The sequence below is a fragment of the Methylobacterium sp. 17Sr1-1 genome (assembly GCF_003173775.1).
Taxonomy (GTDB): domain Bacteria; phylum Pseudomonadota; class Alphaproteobacteria; order Rhizobiales; family Beijerinckiaceae; genus Methylobacterium.
On sequence record NZ_CP029552.1, the window covers coordinates 1,526,950 to 1,542,940 of the forward strand.

The following is a 15,991-nucleotide window of genomic DNA, read 5'->3' on the forward strand; positions in this document are numbered from 1 at the left end:
AGAGGGGACGCCGCTTCCGGAGAGGGCGCGACCGTGATGAAGGACGCGATCTGGAACAGCGTCGCGGTCCCCTCTCCCGCCCGGCTCCGCCGGGCACCCTCCCCCGCAGAGGGGGGGAGGGTTCGAGCAGCAGCAGCGCTATCCCTTCGCGTTGAGCGGGCAGGCGTCGCTCGGCTTCGGGTAGACCTCGTCGCCCTTGAGCACCGCCTTGACGTGGTAGAAATCCCAGTCGCGCTTGGACTCGGCCGGCTTCTTCACCTGGAGCAGCAGCAGGTCGTGCACCAGCGCCCCGTCGGCCCGGAGCTTGCCGTTGCGGATCACCGCGTCGTCGATGGTCATGGAGCGCAGCTGGCTCATCACCGCCCCGGCCTCGTCGGTCCCGGCGGCCTCGATCGCCTTCAGGTAGCTCAGCACCGCCGAATAGATCGCGGCCTGCGAGGCGCTCGGCATCCGCTTCATCTTGGAGAAGTATTTTTCCGCGAAGGCGCGCGAGCGGTCGTCGTAATCCCAGTAGAACGCTTCCGTGAGGTACATGTCCTGGGCCTTGGCGAGGCCGAGGCTCTTCACGTCGGTGATGTAGGTGAGGAGCGGCGCGATCACCTGCTTGTCGCTGCGGCCGATGCCGTACTCGGCGGCCTGCTTGACGGCGTTGATCGTGTCGCTGCCGGCGTTCGCCAGCGCGATCACCTGGGCGCCGGTGGCTTGCGCCTTCAGCATGTAGGACGAGAAGTCGCCGCCCGGGAACGGATGGCGCGAGACGCCCAGCACCTTGCCGCCCTCGGCCTCGACCACCGCGGCGGCGTCCTTCTCCAGCGAGTGGCCGAAGGTGTAGTCGGCGGTGACGAAGGTCCAGCTCTTCTTGCCGGCCTTGAGCAAGGCCTTGGCGGTGCCGGCGGCGAGCGCGTAGGTGTTGACCATCCATTGCGCGCTGAGCGGCGAGCACTTGTCGGTGATCGCCGCCATGGCGACACCGGCCGAGAGCATCGTCACCCGGTTCTTCTGCTTGGCGATCTCCATGACGGCGAGCGCCGTCGAGGAGGTCGGGAAGTCGGCGATCATGTCGACCTTGCCCTGGTCGAACCACTCGCGGGCGAGGTTGGCGGCGATGTCGGGCTTGTTCTGGTGGTCGGCGGCGACGAGCTCGACGGGCGCGCCGAGCACCTTGGCGCCCATCTCGTCGATGGCGATCTGCGCCGCCACCGCCGAGCCGCGGCCGGTGAAATCGGAATAGATCCCCGACAGGTCGTTGAGGATGCCCACCTTCACCACCCCGTCGCTGACCTTCTCGGCGGCGAGAGCCCCCGACGCCAGAGCGGCGAGCGACAGCCCGAGGGTGCACCCGATGACACGCGACCGCATGATTCCCGCCTCCTTGTTTGCCTGAACGACGCCTGGTTTTCGGGGACGGGCTCCTGCCGAACTCGTCCGATATCCCTCGTCAAACACCAGTTCCTGCACTCTCCGCGTCATTCCGGGGCCGCGCAGCGGAGCCCGGAATCCAGACGCGCAGGCCGTTCAGAAAGAGGCGCAGAGCATTCCGCTTGATCCTGGACCATCCGCGGTTCTGGATCCCGGGCTCTCGCCTTCGGCGAGCCCCGGGATGACCCTGTGTGTTGGAGACGGATTGGCCAGTTATCTGTTCTGTGTTCCCGTCACACCCCGAGCAGCCGCCCGACCTCCTCCTCCCGTGCCGCGACCTCGTGCGCCGCGATCTCCGCGGCGATGCGGCCGTGCTCGACGACGTAGTGGCGGTCGGCGAGGTGGCGGGCGAAGTGGAAGTTCTGCTCGACCAGCACGATGGTGAAGCCGCGGCTCTTCAGGAGCGCCACGGCGCGCCCCAGGGCCTCGACGATGACCGGCGCCAGCCCCTCGGTGATCTCGTCGAGGAGCAGGATGCGGGCGCCGGTCGTCAGGATGCGCCCGAGCGCCAGCATCTGCTGCTCGCCGCCCGAGAGGCGACCGCCATAGCTGTCGGCCCGCTCGGCGAGGTTGGGAAACAGCGCCAGGACCTCGTCGAGCGGCAGGCCGCCCTCGCCGAGGCGCGGCAGCAGGGTCAGGTTCTCGCGGGTGGTCAGCGTGCGGTAGACGCCGCGTTCCTCCGGGCAGTAGCCGAGGCCGAGGCGGGCGATGCGGTGGGGCGGCAGCCGGATCGCCTCGGCACCCCGCACCCGCACCGAACCGGCGCGCCGGTCGGTGAGCCCGAGGATGGCGCGCAGCGTCGTGGTGCGTCCGGCGCCGTTGCGGCCGATGAGCGTGACGCACTCGCCCTCGCGCACCGTGAGGTCGATGCCGTGCAGCACGTGGCTCTCGCCGTACCAGGCCTGGAGGCCGCGCGTCTCGAGGACCGTCTCAGGCATGCCCGCCTCCGAGATAGGCGGCGCGCACCGCCGGATCGGTCGAGACGGCGGCGTAAGGTCCCTCGGCCAGGATCTCGCCGCGCTGGAGCACCGTGATCGTGTCGCAGAGGTCGGCCACCACCGACATGTTGTGCTCGACCATCAGGATGGTGCGGCCTTTGGCGATCCGCCGGATCAGCCGCTTGATGCGGTCGACATCCTCGATCGCCATGCCCTGCGTCGGCTCGTCGAGGAGCAGGAAGGGCGGGTCGAGGGCGAGCGTCGTGGCGATCTCGAGCGTGCGCTTGCGGCCGTAGGAGAGGTCGGCGGCCCGGGCCTCGGCGGCTTCAGCCAGGCCGACCTCGGAGAGCAGCCGCATCGCCTCCTCGTCGAGCACCCGGAGCGTGCGGCCGGAGCGCCAGAACTGGAACTGCGTCCCGAGGCGGCGCTGCAGCGCGACCCGGACGTTGTCGCGCACCGAGAGGTTCGGGAAGATCGCCGAGATCTGGAACGAGCGCACCAGCCCGCGTCTGGCGATCGCCGCCGAACTCTCGCGGGTGATGTCGGCGCCCTCGTAGAGGATCTGCCCCTCGGTCGGCACGTGGACCTTGGTGAGCAGGTTGAACACCGTGGTCTTGCCGGCGCCGTTCGGGCCGATCAGCGCGTGGATCGCGTGGCGGCGGATCTTCAGGTCGAGCCCCCGCACGGCCCGGAAGCCGCCGAACGCCTTGGTCAGCCCCCTGGTCTCGAGTGCGGTGTCGGGCACGGTGCGATCCCCTGCGCTGCCTCGATTCGTAGATTGTATAAAATATGCGATCGGGTCAAGCGACCTTACGGTAATTCGCTCGCCGGGATGCGCGTGTCACACGGCTTCCGCTCGATCCGTTCGCATTCAGGATAGAGCGCGCCTCCCCTCTCCCGAGTGGGAGAGGGGCCGTGGGGATCGAAGATCCCGCGTGAGGGTGGCTTGGGTTCCGAATAGATCGCCGAGCGCACAGCTGCGCAGCTCGACTCTTGGCGGCTTATCCTGAAGCCGAGCTACCCTCACCCCTACCCCTCTCCCACACGGGAGAGGGGATCCCGCGCTCTATATGTTTGAAGTCAATCAATTGAACATCGTAGTACACGCTCAGCGACATCCGTGTTCATCGCCAAGTTTGTACTTGGCATGACGCAGAGAAATTTGCAAACAAAAGATTTGATCGACACTGCCGACCAGGATTGCCTGCAGGCAACCTTCACTCCACGACCGCCGACTTGCGATAGATCTCGACCAGCGAATGCCCCGCATGCTCGACATGGATCCGCAACAGGTTCGCCGCCGCCACCACCTCCCCGGCCTCGCACAGGTCGAGGATCGTGGTGTGCTCCATGTCGGCACGGGCGACGTCGCCGGAGACGGAGAGCTGGAGGCGGGTCGGGCGGTCGCAATCCTGGAGCAGGCCGGCGACGATGGCGAGCGAGCGCGGCCGGCCGGCATGACGCAGCAGGCCGAGATGGAAGCGCCGGTTCAGCTCGCCCCAGGTCTCGACGGTCCCAGCCTTGAGCGCGGCGCTGTACTCGTCGCGCAGGGCGCGTAGTTCCGAAAAATCGTCCCGCGTCAGGTGGCGGGCCGAGAGGATCAGCAATTGCGGTTCCAGGGAGACGCGGAGCTGAAACACGTCCTCGATCTCCTCGACCGAGAGCCCGGTGACCACCGCGCCGCGATGCGGCGCGATCTTCACCAGGCCGGAGGCTTCGAGCTGCAGCAGCGCCTCGCGGATCGGGATCCGGCTGATGCCGAATTCCTCGGCCAGCGCGTCCTGGCGCAGCTGGAATCCCGGCGCCAGGGCGCCCGAGAGGATGCGCTGGCGCAGGGCCTCCGCCACCGCCGCAGAGACCGTCCGGTGGCCGAGCCCTCCGGCGACGGATCGGGATCCCCGCGCGCGCGCCGTCACGGCCATGCTCTCGACTCCACTCGTTCACGCTGATGAATATTGTATACGATCGAGGGCTGCAAGGCCGTCAGAAGGTCGGCGGCGTGCAGGCGCTGACGACCTCGCACGGGTTCGGCCCGACGCAGCGGAAGCGGTGCGGCCGGCGGCTGGAGAAGTAGTAGGCGTCGCCCGGTCCCAGCACCCGGCGCTCGTCGTCCACCGTCACCTCCAGCCGGCCCGAGAGCACGATGCCGCCCTCCTCGCCGTCATGGACCAGCGGTACCCGGCCGGTGTCGGAACCCGGCTCGTAGCGCTCCTTGAGGAGTTGCAGGGCGCGGCCGAACAGGTTGTCGCCGACCTGGCGGTAGGAGATCCGGCCCTTGCCGATCTCGACCAGCTCCTCGCTGGCGTAGAACGCCTTCTCGGACCGCTCCGGGGTGAGCGAGAAGAACTCGGCGAGCCCGATCGGCACCGCGTCGAGGATGCGCTTGAGGGCGCCGACCGACGGGTTGGTCTGGCCCGATTCGATCAGCGAGATGGTGGAATTGACCACCCCGGCGCGCTTGGCGAGCGCCCGCTGCGACAGGCCGTGCAGGAGGCGCACGTGGCGCAGGCGCGCCCCCACCTCGTCGTTGGTCACGCCGGCTCCCCTGTTGAGGCTGTTGCGGATCGGGCAACACCCTATCCCGGTGGCCTGCTCCGTCAACGGGTTACGGGTGAACAGAAAAGGACTTGTTGCGCTTGCCGGAACGGGCTTGTCTCTCGGCCATCGCGCCCCAGACGGACCCCGCCGAGAGACCCCCATCATGAACGCCCATCCGCCGCGCCTGAACCGCCCGAGCCTCGACGCCTACTGGATGCCGTTCACGGCCAATCGCCAGTTCAAGGCCGCACCCCGCCTCCTCGTCGCCGCCGAGGGCATGCACTACACCGCCGACGACGGCCGCACCGTGCTCGACGGCACCGCCGGCCTGTGGTGCGTCAATGCCGGCCACGGCCGCCGGCGCATCGCCGAGGCCGTCGAGCGCCAGCTCTCGACCCTCGACTACGCGCCCTCGTTCCAGATGGGCCACCCGATCGCCTTCGAGTTCGCCGAGCGCCTGGCCGGCCTCGCGCCGGGCGGCGCCCTCGACCGGGTGTTCTTCACCGGCTCGGGCTCGGAATCGGTCGACACCGCGCTCAAGATCGCGCTCGCCTACCAGCGCGCCATCGGCCAGGGCACGCGGACCCGGGTGATCGGGCGCGAGCGCGGCTATCATGGCGTCGGCTTCGGCGGCATCTCGGTCGGCGGCCTCGTCAACAACCGCCGGATGTTCCCGCTCCTGCCGGGCGTCGACCACCTGCGCCACACCCACGACCTTAGCCAGAACGCCTTCGTCCAGGGCCAGCCCGAGCACGGCGCCGATCTGGCCGACGACCTCGAGCGGCTGGTGGCGCTCCACGGCGCCGAGACCATCGCCGCGGTGATCGTCGAGCCGGTGGCCGGCTCGACCGGCGTGCTGGTGCCGCCGAAGGGCTACCTCGAGCGCCTGCGCGAGATCGCGACCCGCCACGGCATCCTGTTGATCTTCGACGAGGTCATCACCGGCTTCGGCCGCCTCGGCGCGCCCTTCGCCACCGATTATTTCGGCGTGACGCCCGACCTCATCACGACCGCGAAGGGCCTCACCAACGGCACGATCCCGATGGGCGCGGTCTTCGCCACGCGTCAGGTGCACGACGCGCTGATGCACGGGCCGGAGGGCGCGATCGAGCTCTTCCACGGCTACACCTATTCGGGCCATCCGGTCGCCTGCGCGGCCGGCCTCGCCACCCTGGAGATCTACGAGGAGGAAGGCCTCCTCACCCGCACCACCCAGGTCCAGGCGCAGTGGCACGCGGCGATGCACGCGCTTCGCGATTGCCCGAACGTGATCGACATCCGCACCATCGGCCTCATCGCCGGCATCGAGCTGAAATCCCGCGACGGGGCGCCGGGGGCGCGGGCCTACGACGTCTTCACCGACTGCTTCGAGAAGGGCCTGCTCATCCGCGTCACCGGCGACATCATCGCCCTGTCGCCGCCGCTGATCGCGGAGCCCGAGCACATCGACACGATGGCCTCGATGCTGGGCGAGGCGCTGCGGCGGGCGGCGTAAGCATCACCTCGGATCAACCGACAGTCCTGTCACCCACAGGGTCATTCCGGGGCCGCGAAGCGGAGCCCGGAATCCAGAACCGCAGGTCCATCAGAATGAGGCGGACCCTATCCCGCTTCGTTCTGAGTCCTCTGCGGCTCTGGGCGTGCCTCCGGCACTCCGGGCTCTCGCCTGCGGCGAGCCCCGGAATGACGATGGAGGGTGTGAGCAAGCTCGCCTCAACTCACGACCGGAAAACCATGACCACCATGACCACCATCGGACACTTCGTCGGCGGCGCTCAGACGGCCGGCCGCTCGGGCCGCACCGCGCCAGTCTTCAACCCGGCCACCGGCGAGCAATCGGGCACCGTCGCGCTCGCCAGCACCGACGAGGTCGGGGCGGCCGTCGCCGCCGCCCGCGCCGCCTTCCCGGCCTGGGCCGCCACGCCGCCCCTGCGCCGCGCCCGCATCCTCAACAAGTTCCTGCGCTTCCTCGAAGAGCGCATCGACGAGCTCGCCGCGGTGATCACCGCCGAGCACGGCAAGGTGCTGTCCGACGCCAAGGGCGAGATCCAGCGCGGCATGGAGGTGGTCGAGTTCGCCACCGGCGCGCCGCAGCTCCTCAAGGGCGAGATCACCGAGAATGTCGGCACCCGCGTCGACAGCAGCGCCATCCGCCAGCCCCTCGGGGTCGTCGCCGGCATCACGCCGTTCAACTTCCCCGCCATGGTGCCGATGTGGATGTTCCCCGTCGCGCTGGCCTGCGGCAACTGCTTCATCCTCAAGCCCTCCGAGCGCGACCCCTCCGCCGCCCTGGTGATGGCCGAGTGGCTGAAGGAAGCAGGGCTCCCCGACGGCGTGTTCTCGGTGGTCCAGGGCGACAAGGAGGCGGTCGACGCCCTCCTGCACCACCCCGACATCTCCGCCGTGTCCTTCGTCGGCTCGACCCCGATCGCGAAGTACATCTACGAGACCGCGGCGCGCACCGGAAAGCGCGCCCAGTGCCTCGGCGGGGCCAAGAACCACATGGTGGTGATGCCCGACGCCGACATGGACCAGGCGGTCGACGCCCTGATGGGCGCCGCCTACGGCTCGGCCGGCGAGCGCTGCATGGCGATCTCGGTGGCGGTGCCGATCGGCGAGGAGACCGCCGACCGGCTGATGGAGAAGCTGATCCCGAAGGTCCGCGCGCTCAAGGTCGGCCCCGGCACCGATCCGGAGGCCGAGATGGGCCCGCTCGTCACCGCGCAGCACCGCGACAAGGTGAAGGGCTACATCGACCGCGGCGTGGAGGAAGGCGCCGAGCTGGTGGTCGACGGGCGCGGCCTGACGCTGCAAGGCTACGAGAACGGCTACTTCGTCGGCGGCACGCTGTTCGACCGGGTGACGCCCGAGATGACGATCTACAAGGAGGAGATCTTCGGGCCGGTGCTGGCGGTGGCGCGCGCCCCCGACTACGCCACCGCCGCGCGGATGATCAACGAGCACGAATTCGGCAACGGCACGGCGATCTTCACGCGCGACGGCGACGCGGCGCGGGAATTCGCGCACCAGATCCAGGTCGGGATGGTCGGCATCAACGTGCCGATCCCGGTGCCGATGGCGTTCCACTCCTTCGGCGGCTGGAAGGCGTCCTTGTTCGGCGACCACCACATGCACGGTCCGGAAGGCGTGCGGTTCTACACGCGCCTCAAGACCATCACGACCCGCTGGCCGACCGGCATCCGCGCCGGCGCCGAGTTCGTGATGCCGACCATGCGCTGACCGACGCGCGGACGGGCGGGGCCGGCGGCCCCGCCCGAGATCGGTCGAACCAGGGACCGCGCCCCGCGCGGTCCCATTTTTCGTCCGCGACAGCCGGGGATGCGAGCGCGCGCCTCGCGGGAAACGGCCGGTCCGGGCTCGCGGCGCGCGCGAACGAGCGATTTGCGTCGATCCGCCGCCATGTCTTCGCAGCGTCTTTTTGCACTGTGATCGTGCGATTGCGTCCAAGAACAAACACCGGATACCACCGCCGACCGATGATCCCGTTTTTTAATTGATCGATGCTCCGACCGGCTTGTGGCGTTGATTTTTACGATTTCGCCGATATCGCAGCCCATAGTCTTGTGTGAAAAATAGGTTCGCGATATATCCCCCAAGGGAAAGTCGAGGACGACAGACATCGTCTCGGCCCGGTCCTGGTTCAGGACCTGGACTGGCTCACCGTTCTGCCGAATCCGGGATCCGCGCCTCATGGTCTCCATCAGCCCGGTTCTCGATCTTCTGGCTGTGAGCGTCGCGCTGCTCTCCCTCGCGCCGCTCCGGGACGTCGCGCGGCTGGCGCGCGAGCCGGCGGCGAAGCGGGCCTGGCAGGCCCTTCTGGCGGCGGTGGCGTTCTGCATCCTGCTCGTCGCCGTCAAGGCCGTCCGGGGGCTCCCTCCCCCCCTCGACACCGCGACCGCGCTGCAGCTGATCCTTCAGCTCGTCGGCGCCGCGATCATCACGACCTTCGCCCAGCTGGCGCGCCGGACGGCCCTCGACGTCGTCCGGCTCGCGCGGTTCGAGGCGCAGGCCCTCACCGACGGGTTGACCGGGCTCGGCAACCGGCGCCTGTTCACCGAGCGGCTGGAGGAGGAGACCGCCCGCGCCCGGGAGACCGGTGCGCCCCTGTCGCTGGTCGTGCTCGACATCGACCATTTCAAGCGGGTCAACGACACCTACGGCCACGCGATCGGGGACGTGGTGCTCAAGCACGTCGCCGACACGGTGATGGCTGGGATGCGCAACGCCGACACGGTGTGCCGGATCGGCGGCGAGGAGATCGTGATCATCATGCCGCGGATCGATCCGGCCCAGGCGGCGGAGATGGCCGACGCCTTGCGCGCCACTGTCGGCGCAATGGCGGTGTCGGTCGGCGACGGACGCACGGTCGCCGCCACCGTCAGCCTCGGCTTCGCCACGCGCCAGCCCGAGGAAGACGGAGAATCCCTGTTTCGCCGCGCCGACGCCGCGCTCTACGCCGCCAAGCGCGACGGCCGGGACCGGGTGATCCTCGCGGCGTGAAGCTCGGCAGGCGACTCCCGGGCAGAAAAAAGGCCGCCCTTGCGAGGCGGCCCGAAGTCTAGGGAGGAAACGCCCAAGAAGGGCAGCACCGCCGCGACGCCATCGCCGCGGTGCATGAAATCGATTTCACACATCGCGGCGCCGATCGCAAGCGCCGGAATGGAGGGCCCGCCATGCGTCAACCACATGACGCTAGAGCATTTTCCGACGAAGTGGATACCGGTTCGTCGTAGAAAATGCGGTAAAATCAATGACCTAGAGAGCTTCGCGATTGCAACGCGATCGTGAAGCGCTCTAGGCCGCCCCTCCCCTCACGCCCGCCGCCGCCTCTGGCCCAGCACCGCCAGGGTCGGCTCGGCGGCGAGCAGGGTGCGGGTATAGTCCTCGCGCGGGTGGTCCAGCACCTCCCGCACCGGGCCTTCCTCGACCAGGCGGCCCGACTGCATCACCCCGACCCGGTCGGCGATCTCGTCGACGACGCCGATATTGTGGGTGATGAACAGGACGGTCAGGCCGTGCCGGTCGCGCAGGGACAGGATCAGGCGCAGGATCTGGGCCTGGATCGACAGGTCGAGGGCCGAGACCGCCTCGTCGGCGACGACGAGCTTCGGGTTGGTGATCAGCGCCCGGGCGATGGCGATGCGCTGGCGCTGGCCGCCGGAGAATTCGTGCGGATAGCGCTCGGCGGCGCTCGCCGGCAGCCCGACATCCTCCAGCGCCCGGGCGACCAGGGCGGCACGGTCGCGGCCCCGCGGCGCGTCGTCGAGGAGGTGGAGCGGCTCGGCGACGATGCGCCCGACCGAATGGCGCGGGTTGAGCGAGCCGTAGGGGTCCTGGAACACCATCTGGAAGTCGCGGCGCTTGCGCGCCAGCGCCTTGGGCGCGAGCGCGAACAGGTCGTCGCCGCCGAGCCGCACCGCGCCGCCGGTCGGCCGGTCGAGGGCCATGACGATGCGGGCGAGCGTGGACTTGCCGCAGCCCGATTCGCCCACCACCGCGAAGATGCTGCCGGCCTCGACGTCGAGGCTCACGCCGTCGACGGCCCGCAAGGACCGCGTGACGCCACCCTTGCCCCTGAGCGCATAGTCGCGGGTCAGGTTCTCGATCGAGAGGAGCGCGGTCATCGGGCACCTCCCGCGGCACGGCGCGGCACGCCGCCGGACGTGTCCTCGCCCGACCCTGTCTCCCCCAGTCCCGCCCGGGCCCGGCGCGGCAGGGCGGCGATCAGGTCGCGCGTGTATTGCGCGGTGGGGTGGCGCAGCACCTGCTCGGTCGGCCCCTCCTCCACCGCGCGCCCGCGGCACATCACCAGGGTCCGGTCGGTGCTGCGGGCGATCACCCCGAGGTCGTGGCTGATCAGGATCAGGGACAGGCCGAGATCGGCCACCAGCTCGTCGAGGATGTCGAGGATCTCCTTCTGCACCGTCACGTCGAGGGCCGTGGTCGGCTCGTCGGCGATCAGGAGGTCGGGCTTGAGTGCGAGCGCGATGGCGATGCCGACGCGCTGGCGCTGGCCGCCGGACATCTCGTGCGGGTAGCTGTCGATGCGCCGGGCCGGATCGGGGATCCGCACCCGCTCCAGCAGGCGGAGCGCCTCCGCCCGGGCCTCAGGCCCGCCGACGTCGCGGTGCAGGCGGATGCCTTCCGCGATCTGCTGGCCCGCGGTCATCGCGGGGTTGAGCGCCGTCATCGGCTCCTGGAAGATCATGCCGATGCGCCGGCCGCGCAAGGAGCACAGCTCGCGCTCGCTCATCTGCAGGATGTCGCGGCCCTCGAGCAGGATCTCGCCGGAGGTGCGGGCGCTCTTCGGCAGGAGCCCGATGGTGGCGAGCGACAGCATCGACTTGCCGGAGCCCGACTCGCCGACGATGCCGAGGCTCTCGCCGCGGCCGACCGCGACCGAGACGTCGTCGACGACGCGGACCGGGCCGCCGGGCCGCGGGAAGGCGATGGAGAGGTTGCGGATCGCGAGCATCAGGAGGCCTGCCGGCGGCGCGGGTCGAGGCGGGCGGCGAGCCCGTCGCCCAGGAGGTTGAGGCCGAGCACCGCGGCCGCGATGGCGAGGCCGGGGGCGAGCGCCAGGTGGGGGGCCTGGAGCAGGTAGGTCTGCGACTCCGCCAGCATCCGCCCCCAGGTCGGGGCCGGCGGCGGCAGGCCGAGGCCGAGGAAGCTCAGGCCCGCCTCGGTCAGGATCGCCATGGCGAGCTGGATCGTGATCTGGACGATGACCTGGCCGGCGATGTTGGGCAGGACGTGCTCCAGGGTGATGCGCGGAATGCCCTTGCCGGCCATGCGGGCGGCCATGATGTAGTCTCGCGCCCAGATCTGCATCGCCGCGCCCCGAGTGACCCGGGCGAAGACCGGGATCATGAACACCCCGATCGCCACGATGGCGGTGAGCGCGCCGGGACCCAGCAGCGCGCCGAGCATGATCGCCGACAGGATCGGCGGCAGGGCGAACAGTGCGTCGCAGACCCGCATCAGGATCGCGTCGCAGGTGTGGTTCGCGGCCGCCGCGACGCCGGCGAGCGTGCCGAGCACCGCCCCGACCGCCACCGCCGCGAAGGCGGTGGTCAGCGAGTTGAAGGCGCCGCGCATCAGCATCGAGGCGACGTCGCGCCCGAGATGGTCGGTGCCGAGCAGGCCCGAGACCAGCGGCCCCTTGAGCTTCTGGAGGATGCGCATCCGGGCCGGATCCTCGGGGGTCCAGACCAGGGAGGTGAGCGCGATCCCGACGAGGAGAGCGGTCAGGACGCCGCCGACGAGGAGGGTGACGCTGCCGGGGCGCCAGCCGCCCCGGAGCTTCAAGGCGAGGGCGGTCATGCGCGCTTCCTCAGGCGGGGATCGACGACCGTGTAGAGCAGGTCGACCCCGAGATTGACCACGATGACGATGGTGGCGAACACCATCACGACGTTCTGGATCACGATCAGGTCGCGCTGCGCCAGGGCCTGCCAGGCGAGCCGGCCCATGCCGGGCAGGGTGAACACGTTCTCGACCAGCACCGCGCCGCCGATCAGGAACGAGATCTGCAGGCCGAGCATCGTGATGACCGGCACCAGCGCGTTCGGCACGGCATGGCGCCACAGGGCGCGGGAGACCGAGGCGCCCTTGGCCCGGGCGGTGCGCACGAAATCCTCGTTCATCACCTCGACCACCGAGGCCCGCGTCACCCGGGTCAGCACCGCCGATTGCGGGATGGCGAGCGCCAGCGCCGGCAGGAGCAGGGCGCGCAGGGCCGAGCCCGGCGCATCCCAGCCCGGAAAGCCGCCGGCCGGCAGCCAGCCGAGGCCGAGCGCCACCACCATGATCAGCAGGAGCCCGATCCAGAAATTCGGCACCGCGATCCCTCCTTGCGCGTAGAGCGTGGCGGCACCGTCGGCCACGCCGCCGGGCCGCGAGGCCGCGGTGACCCCGAGCGGCAGGGCGATGCCGACGGCGAGGAGCACCGCGAAGCCGGTGAGCGGCAGCGTCACCGCCAGCCGCTCCCGGATCAGCGCGCCCACCGGCACGCCGTAGGTGTAGGACACCCCCATGTCGCCGGTCGCGAGGCCGCCGAGCCAGCGCAGGTAGCGGATCACGGCCGGGGCATCGAGGCCCATCTGGGCGCGGAGCGCCGCCAGCGTCTCGGGCGTGGCCGAGGTGCCGAGCATCGCCGAAGCCGGGTCTCCCGGCACGATCTCCATCATGCAGAAGACCAGGACCGAGATCAGCAGGAAGGTGACCGCGAAGCCGGCGGCGCGGCGGGCGAGGTGCCTCAACATGGGGTGGGTCTCAGCATCGGAGAAACCGGACTTTTACTGTGCTGTACACAGCACGAACTAGCCGCGGGATCCCCTCTCCCGTGTGGGAGAGGGGTAGGGGTGAGGGTGACACGCTTCCGTGTAAAGCTCTGACCGTCGTGCTGGCAGCGGTACGGTCCGAGTCTTCTGCGGAGCCGTAGCACCCTCACCCCCGGCCCCTCTCCCACACGGGAGAGGGGAGTCGCGGTGCCTACTCCGTCCAGCGCACGTCCGTCAGGTCGTTCGACGGCACCGGCTCGTTTTTCCAGAACCCCGTGAGCTTGGCCTTCCACACGCTGAGCTTCGGCAGCACGAACAGGAACAGGGCCGGCACGTCGTCGGCCAGGATCTGTTGCGCGTCGCCGTAGAGCTTCAGCCGGGTCGCCTCGTCGGTCGCCTGCGCGGCTTGGGCCACCACCTCGTTGAAGGCCGGGTTCTTGTAGCCGAAATAGTACGGGTCGTTCGAGTAGATCGCGATGTCGAGCGGCTCGGCATGGGCGATGACCGTCATGTCGAAGCTGCGGTCGCGCATCACCTCCTGCACCCACTTCGCCGGGAACTCGGTCGGCACGATGTTCATCGTGACGCCGACCTCGGAGAACATCGCCTGCAGGATCTCGGCGGTGCGGGTGGCGTAGGCCATCTGCGGCGACTTGAAGGTGAAGGTCAGGCCCTTGGCGTAGCCGGCTTCCGCCAGCAGCGCCTTCGCCTTCTTCGGGTCGTAGGGGTAGACCCCCGTCAGGTCTTTGTAGCCCGGGTCGTTGGGCGTGTAGTGGCTGCCGATCGGCGCACCGTAGCCCGAATAGGCGCCCTCGATCAGGAGCTTGCGGTCGACCGCCATCATCAGCGCCTGGCGCACGCGCTTTTCGGCGAAGGGCTTGCCCGCATTGTTCATGCCGGCCACGACCTTGCTCGCGGTCAGGCCCGGCTCCGCCTTGAACGCCTTGTCCTTCTGGAAGGCGGCGTAGAGCTCCGGCGCCGGCAGGAGCGGGAAGGCGTCGACGTCGCCGGCACGGAGCGCCGCGGCGGCGGCCTGCGGATCGCCGATGAAGCGGAACGTGACCTTGTCGAGATGGACCTTGCGGGCCGTGTTCCAGTGATCGGGGCTGCGCGCCAGCTCGACCCGGTCGCCCTTGCGCCAGGCGGCGAAGCGGAACGGGCCGGTGCCGACCGGATTGCTTTTAAGCCCGTCGCGCGACTTCGGCTCGACCATCACCGCCGCCGGCAGGCCGAGCCAGAACAGCAGGTTGCCGGAGGGCTTGGAGAGCGTCAGGACCAGGGTGGCGGGGTCCGGCGCCTTGACGTCGGCGATGACCGCGTAGAGCGCCTTCTGCGGGTTGACCGAGCCCGGCGCCCGGATCGCGTCGAGGGCGAATTTTGCGGTGCTGGCGTCGAAGGGCTCGCCGTTGTGGAACTTCACGCCCTGCTGGAGCGCGAAGGTGTAGGTCAGGCCGTCGGGCGAGATCGTCCAGCTCTTCGCCAGCTGCGGCTGCACCTTGCCGTCGCGGTCGACCCGGGTCAGGCCCTCGAACACGTTCTGCCACACCACCTGGCCGATCACGGTCGGGGCGGCACTGGTCGGGTCGAGGCCCGGGGGCTCGACCGGCATGCCGAGGACGAGGTCGGTGCGCGGGGCGGCCAGGGCGGCACCGGCGAGCCCCGGCAGGGCGAGCGCGGCGAGAAGGGCGCCCGTCAGCAGGCAACGACGGGGGAAGCGCGTGCGTGAGACCATGGAACCCCTCGATTGGCGTTGGAACCGGCCGCCTCTCCCGTGCGGCTTCGTCGGTTCCGCTAGGAGATCAGACTTTCGGGTGTGGCCGCAACAGCGATCTGTTGCGCACCCCGTAGCCGAAACCGCTACACCTCGCCGTCTGCATGGAAACCGGGCATATGCTGCTCCAGAACCGCTACCAGCCTGGCGGCGGCGAAGGAGAGCGGCCGGTCCTTGAGGTGCGACAGGTCGAGATGGGTGCGCACGCGCAGATCGCGAAAGGGCCGCGTCGCCAGCGTGCCCGCCGCCTCGTCGCGGCGCACGGTGAAGGGCGGCAGGACCAGCACCGCCCGGCCGCGGCGGGCGAGTTCGAGCTGGATCTCGAGGGCGCTGGTGGTGAAGACCGGATCGAGGGCCGGCAGGCCGGCCTCGCGCATCTGCCCGTCGAGGGCCTGGCGCACCCCGAAGGTCGCGTCCGGCACCGCGACCGGGTAGGCGAGGAGGTCGCGCGGGTCGACCTGCAGGCGGTCGGCGAGGGGATGATCGGGCGCCATCACGACGGCGTGGTCGACCGGCGCGCGGCAGCGCACGACGATCTCGGCCTGCTGCGGCGTGAACAGGGTGACGGCGAGGTCCGCCTCCCCGTCGGCGAGCGCCTGCATGGTGCGCCCGACGCTCGCCACCACGACCTCGAAGCGGACGTCCGGGTAGCTCGCGGCGAAATCCGCCAGCGCCGGCACCAGCAGGCCCGAGGCCGCCGCCCCGCTGGCATAGACCGTGACGCGGCCCGCCCGCAGGCCCTTGAGGTCGTCGATCAGGGTGCGGACGTGGTCGAGCTCGCGCAAGGACCGGGCCGAGCGGGCGGCCAGAAGCTCGCCGGCGGCGGTGAGCCGGATCCCGGTCGGGTCGCGCTCCACCAGGGGCGCGCCGAAATGGTATTCGAGGTTCTCGATCTGGCGGCTGATCGCGGTCGGCGCGATGCCGAGTTTTTCCGCCGCCCGCCGCATCGAGCCGTGCCGGGCGAGCTCGTTGAAGTAGATCAGGGCCCGCAGCTGCACGGCACGCACCATCCTGACGGTCGA

At 69.9% G+C, this 15,991-nt stretch carries 14 protein-coding genes; 3 read left to right on the top strand and 11 right to left on the bottom strand.

Annotated features, from left to right (window positions below):
• Positions 1-138: 138 nt before the first annotated feature.
• The 5 genes from DK412_RS06880 to DK412_RS06900 all read right to left on the bottom strand — a co-directional run bounded on the left by DK412_RS06880 (position 139) and on the right by DK412_RS06900 (position 4,892).
• The gene (locus tag DK412_RS06880) at positions 139-1,359 is read right to left on the bottom strand and encodes an ABC transporter substrate-binding protein (RefSeq protein ID WP_109971336.1); all 1,221 of its coding nucleotides are present in this window, start codon (positions 1,357-1,359) and stop codon (positions 139-141) included.
• A gap of 293 nt (positions 1,360-1,652) precedes the next feature.
• Entirely contained in the window at positions 1,653-2,357 is a 705-nt protein-coding gene (locus DK412_RS06885) for an ABC transporter ATP-binding protein (RefSeq protein ID WP_109971337.1), read from the bottom strand.
• Complete coding sequence (locus DK412_RS06890) at positions 2,350-3,102, bottom strand: ABC transporter ATP-binding protein (protein ID WP_109971338.1); 753 nt, start codon at positions 3,100-3,102, stop codon at positions 2,350-2,352. Before DK412_RS06890 ends, DK412_RS06885 begins: the two co-directional genes overlap by 8 nt.
• Before the next feature lie 472 nt (positions 3,103-3,574).
• Positions 3,575-4,279, bottom strand: coding sequence for a GntR family transcriptional regulator (locus tag DK412_RS06895; RefSeq protein ID WP_109971339.1), 705 nt, complete (start codon positions 4,277-4,279; stop codon positions 3,575-3,577).
• Positions 4,280-4,340: 61 nt separating this feature from the next.
• Complete coding sequence (locus DK412_RS06900) at positions 4,341-4,892, bottom strand: cupin domain-containing protein (RefSeq protein WP_093569332.1); 552 nt, start codon at positions 4,890-4,892, stop codon at positions 4,341-4,343.
• Between the two features lie 166 nt (positions 4,893-5,058).
• Here DK412_RS06900 and DK412_RS06905 point away from each other — a divergent pair, with 166 nt between their 5' ends.
• The 3 genes from DK412_RS06905 to DK412_RS06915 all read left to right on the top strand — a co-directional run bounded on the left by DK412_RS06905 (position 5,059) and on the right by DK412_RS06915 (position 9,416).
• Positions 5,059-6,390, top strand: coding sequence for an aspartate aminotransferase family protein (locus DK412_RS06905; protein ID WP_109971340.1), 1,332 nt, complete (start codon positions 5,059-5,061; stop codon positions 6,388-6,390).
• Between the two features lie 248 nt (positions 6,391-6,638).
• Positions 6,639-8,135 (top strand): CoA-acylating methylmalonate-semialdehyde dehydrogenase, encoded by a 1,497-nt coding sequence (locus DK412_RS06910; RefSeq protein ID WP_109975109.1) that lies wholly within the window; start codon positions 6,639-6,641, stop codon positions 8,133-8,135.
• Between the two features lie 471 nt (positions 8,136-8,606).
• Entirely contained in the window at positions 8,607-9,416 is an 810-nt protein-coding gene (locus DK412_RS06915; RefSeq protein WP_109971341.1) for a GGDEF domain-containing protein, read from the top strand.
• A gap of 311 nt (positions 9,417-9,727) precedes the next feature.
• Here the strand turns inward: DK412_RS06915 and DK412_RS06920 are convergent, their stop codons facing one another.
• The 6 genes from DK412_RS06920 to DK412_RS06945 all read right to left on the bottom strand — a co-directional run bounded on the left by DK412_RS06920 (position 9,728) and on the right by DK412_RS06945 (position 15,967).
• A complete protein-coding gene (locus DK412_RS06920) occupies positions 9,728-10,540 on the bottom strand; it encodes an ATP-binding cassette domain-containing protein (RefSeq protein ID WP_109971342.1) in 813 nt (270 codons plus the stop codon).
• On the bottom strand, positions 10,537-11,391 hold the full coding sequence (locus DK412_RS06925) for an ABC transporter ATP-binding protein (RefSeq protein ID WP_204165516.1): 855 nt from the start codon (positions 11,389-11,391) through the stop codon (positions 10,537-10,539). Before DK412_RS06925 ends, DK412_RS06920 begins: the two co-directional genes overlap by 4 nt.
• Positions 11,391-12,239 carry an ABC transporter permease gene (locus DK412_RS06930; protein WP_109971344.1) on the bottom strand — a complete coding sequence of 283 codons (849 nt, stop codon included), beginning with the start codon at positions 12,237-12,239 and terminating at the stop codon, positions 11,391-11,393. The genes DK412_RS06925 and DK412_RS06930 overlap by 1 nt, the downstream gene beginning before the upstream one ends.
• Positions 12,236-13,180, bottom strand: coding sequence for an ABC transporter permease (locus DK412_RS06935; RefSeq protein WP_109971345.1), 945 nt, complete (start codon positions 13,178-13,180; stop codon positions 12,236-12,238). Before DK412_RS06935 ends, DK412_RS06930 begins: the two co-directional genes overlap by 4 nt.
• A 229-nt stretch (positions 13,181-13,409) precedes the next feature.
• Positions 13,410-14,930, bottom strand: coding sequence for an ABC transporter substrate-binding protein (locus DK412_RS06940; RefSeq protein WP_109971346.1), 1,521 nt, complete (start codon positions 14,928-14,930; stop codon positions 13,410-13,412).
• A 125-nt stretch (positions 14,931-15,055) separates the two neighbouring features.
• Complete coding sequence (locus DK412_RS06945) at positions 15,056-15,967, bottom strand: LysR family transcriptional regulator (RefSeq protein ID WP_109975110.1); 912 nt, start codon at positions 15,965-15,967, stop codon at positions 15,056-15,058.
• Positions 15,968-15,991 lie beyond the last annotated feature (24 nt).